At 38.4% G+C, this 3,718-nt stretch carries 2 protein-coding genes, 1 tRNA gene, 1 rRNA gene and 1 pseudogene; 3 read left to right on the forward strand and 2 right to left on the reverse strand.

Annotated elements, in window-relative coordinates; genetic code table 11:
* The first annotated feature begins 5 nt into the window (after window positions 1-5).
* From LMU01S_RS09615 to LMU01S_RS09625, 3 genes are all read left to right on the forward strand, one after another.
* Window positions 6-77: transfer RNA gene (locus tag LMU01S_RS09615), tRNA-Gly, on the forward strand.
* A gap of 3 nt (window positions 78-80) precedes the next feature.
* Window positions 81-197 (forward strand): 5S ribosomal RNA (gene rrf / locus LMU01S_RS09620).
* 496 nt (window positions 198-693) lie between these two features.
* On the forward strand, window positions 694-2,799 hold the full coding sequence (locus LMU01S_RS09625; RefSeq protein WP_056958900.1) for a Cna B-type domain-containing protein: 2,106 nt from the start codon (window positions 694-696) through the stop codon (window positions 2,797-2,799).
* 45 nt (window positions 2,800-2,844) lie between these two features.
* Here the strand turns inward: LMU01S_RS09625 and LMU01S_RS09630 are convergent, their stop codons facing one another.
* Both LMU01S_RS09630 and LMU01S_RS10850 read right to left on the reverse strand, forming a co-directional pair.
* Complete coding sequence (locus tag LMU01S_RS09630; protein ID WP_056958901.1) at window positions 2,845-3,426, reverse strand: sigma-70 family RNA polymerase sigma factor; 582 nt, start codon at window positions 3,424-3,426, stop codon at window positions 2,845-2,847.
* 73 nt (window positions 3,427-3,499) lie between these two features.
* Window positions 3,500-3,718: pseudogene (locus LMU01S_RS10850) on the reverse strand (IS1182 family transposase); the annotation flags it as partial.

Consider the following 3,718-nt stretch of genomic DNA (forward strand, 5'->3'; position numbering starts at 1 on the left):
GTTTTGCGGAAGTAGTTCAGTGGTAGAACACCACCTTGCCATGGTGGGGGTCGCGGGTTCGAATCCCGTCTTCCGCTTAGTGTAGTGATGATCGCATAAAGGTCACACCTGTTCCCATTTCGAACACAGAAGTTAAGCTTTATAACGCCGATAGTAGTTAGGGGATCGCCCCTTGCGAGGGTAGGAAGTTGCTACGCGTCCAAAGTCGTGGTCAGTTATTAACTGGTCACGGCTTTTTTTATACTATTTCTTAAATGTTATAGGATTCATAGTGGGCAAAAAAGAACATTTTGGTGTTAATTATGCCGTAACTAGAAATAATGTATGAATACATCGAGAAGATGATCGTATATAGCCAAATAGTAGCTATTACGATCATCTTTTTTTACATTTGTCAATAGTAGGAAGTGAAGGTTAGCTAGATAAGAATCAGCCTATTAGAGGATTTTTTAGTCATTGCCTCCGAATCAAGTACGAAATATTGATAACACTAGAAATTATAGGACATAAAAATAAATGTATTTATTATTAATAACCTTTATGTAAAAGTGTTTATTTAAGTTGAATATACATTAAAAAATAGTTATGTACAAATTAAAAAGTTGTGGTATTATTTAATCGTTGGTAGTGCACGACCGATATTAGGTATTTAAAACTTTATTGAACATCCCGGGTGTTTTGGAGGGAATAAAAATGAGAAGAAAAATGAGTGTTTACTTGGTGTTACTAGCGTTTATTGGCGCATTTTTTACGACACCACTAGTGGCAGTTGCAGGTGACATTCAAAGTGAGCAACAAGCAACTAGTGTAGTTGCCACCAAAGAACAAGCTGCTCAAGAGCAGGAAACAGCGCAGAAGCAAACAACATCTGCTGATAATACTGCTCGACCTGAAACAAATACACAGGTAGTCCAAAAAGAAGCGGTGTCTGAGATAAACCCACGGGCGCCGACTAAAGTTATTACTGATGTGCAACAATTATCGTTAACAGCTGATGGAAAAGCAGTGACCAAGATCGACCAGTATACTGACTTGACCTTAAAAATGGGCTTTACGTTGCCGAATAATCAAGCCAAAGAAGGCGATTATTCACTTATCCAATTGCCTACTGAGTTACGTTTAGTTCGCAATACTGATTTTGAGATCAAGGATGCCCAAGGAAATGTTGTAGCCCACGCCAAGATCGATGCAGCTAACAAACAGATCAAGATGGTCTACACTGATTTCGTGGAAAAACATTCCGACATCAATGGAACACTTACTTTGGCTTTGCGAGTTGATACTAAGGTCGTAAAAGAAAGTAAAAAGCTTATGTTAACACTTGATGTTGATGGTCAAGTCAAACCTTTAGGCGAGATCGATTATGAAAATCGTCACGATGATTCCAGAGAAGCCTTCTCCAAGTCTACATGGTTTGTAGACGGAAAAGGCAAAGTGATCCAATATGCGATCCGGGTCAATGGCGGTAAGAAAGATTACCAAAATGTTAAGATCAAGGATATGTTAGTCTCAGCTGGTTTAAAATATAAGGCTGGTAGCTTTACCATCAAAAAGGGTGACTGGCAATTAACACAAAACGGAAACAGTAGTAATGGCTTTTTCTTGGCTAATGAAGTTGATGTGACTTCGCAATATAAAGTCAATGTGGCAGCTGATCAAAGAAGCTTTGAGCTTGACTTAGGTGATATCAAGGGTGAAGGCTATTTGATCGTTTATCAAGTTGAAGTAGGTCATGATCCAGTACCTGGTGAAGCTTTTAGCAACAAGGCGCAAATGACTGCTGATAATTTAGAACCGATCGAATATACAGCTAATGTTGTCTACCAAACTTCCAGTGGGAATGCGACGGGTTACACTTATACACTTAAAGTTCATAAAGAAAATCAATTAGGTGAACCACTTTCGGGCGCTGTTTTTGATGTGATCCGTGATGCTACCGGAGAACGTGTTCAGACAGTGACGACTGGTGCTGATGGTACTGCCCAGATCACAGGCTTATTGCGCGATAACTACACTCTAGTTGAAACTAAGGCACCTGAAGGCTATCAAGTTAGCAATGAGCAACTCAAGATCAAGGCGACTGAATTTGTGATGGGAACACCATTGCTCAAACATGTGATCAATAAAGCCAAAGTGATCGATATTTCAGGGACAAAAACTTGGGAAGATAAAAATAACCAAGATGGTAAGCGTCCCGAAAAGATCGTAGTCAATTTGATCGCTAATGGGCACAAAGTTCAAAGTAAGGTAGTAACAGCTAAAGATAACTGGCAATATAGCTTTAAAAATATTCCTGAATATTATTTAGGTAAAAAGATCAATTATGCTATCACTGAAGACCCAGTCAAAGATTATCAAACTAAGGTCGATGGCTATGATCTGGTCAATAGCTATCAACCAGCGACAACTAAGTTCGAAGTCAAAAAAATCTGGCAAGACAACAACAACTATGCTTGTCTTCGCCCTAGATCTGTCCAAGTGCAACTCTATGCTAACGGTCAGATCTACGGTGGTAAGATCGAACTTAGTGCTAAGAATAACTGGCAATATACCTGGAAAGACTTACCGGCAAAACAAAATGGTAAAGCTATCAAATATCAAGTTGTAGAAGTCACACAGGTCAAAGGGTATTTCACCCACCAAGTAAACACAGGTGAAAATAAAGTGACCTTGATCAATCGTTATTGTCCACCATTGAATTATCCAAAGCATTGCCATAAATCAAAAGTGCCTAAAAAAGACTATTATGGTAAACACCACGGGATGAATTTCTTCCCAGGATATATCATTTGTTATTAAAAATTAAATAATATAGGTGGTTAGTATTCTATCTAAAGTAGAATGCTAACCATTTTTTTGATACCAGCGAGCTAGTTTGTGGTGGTAGCGCTGCATGGCATTATTGATCTGGGCTTGACTTAACTCGAGTTTTTGGGCGACAAGAGAAGCTTTTTGATAATGAAGATAAGCACAAAAAACTTGGTATTCCAAAGGTGTGAGTAAGGTCGGTAATTTTTGCAAAAGTAATTCAAGTTCGATCCTTAATTCAAGATCACTAAGAGTCATCGGCAAAATATCACCTTTTTCATAGAGTAGCTCTTCAAGTGAAATGACTTGCTTTTCAAGTAGACGTTTCTGGGCATTTTCACGGCGTAAGAGCGAACGAAAATGGTTGCAGAGACTGAGCTTGAAGTAAGCACCAAAAGTAATGTTGGCTTTAGTTGGATCAAAGGAACACGCTGTTTGATAACAAATGATCCGAGCCTCTTGTAATAGGTCATCGGTATCTAAAAGTTGTAAGTGAAAATGGCCGATCAAGCTTAAGATCATGGGTTGGTATTTTTTGACCAATAGTTGCAGGGCTAAGCTGTCGGCAAAAGTTTTTAGTTGAAATAATAAGTTGGTCAATTCTAAATCATTTTCCATCGTGATCACTCCTATATGTTTGATAACTTGAATATAACAGATGCTAGCAACAAGTAAGCACCAATCGTGGAGTTAAAAAAGGAAAATTATTAAAAAAAGACGAAGCTGCGACATAAGTCTCAATAAATACAGCCTCATCAATGAGCCCATTTTTTCGCAAATATTTTCTAAATTCAGAAAATGAACTTTTTAGCATCATCTCAATAGTATCAGAGACAACAAAGCGAGCAATAGTACGATAAGTAGGTTGGACTTCCTGAGTCAACTACATGGCAACAACGTTTTCCCGAGC

This window comes from Ligilactobacillus murinus DSM 20452 = NBRC 14221 (assembly GCF_001591685.1).
GTDB lineage: Bacteria > Bacillota > Bacilli > Lactobacillales > Lactobacillaceae > Ligilactobacillus > Ligilactobacillus murinus.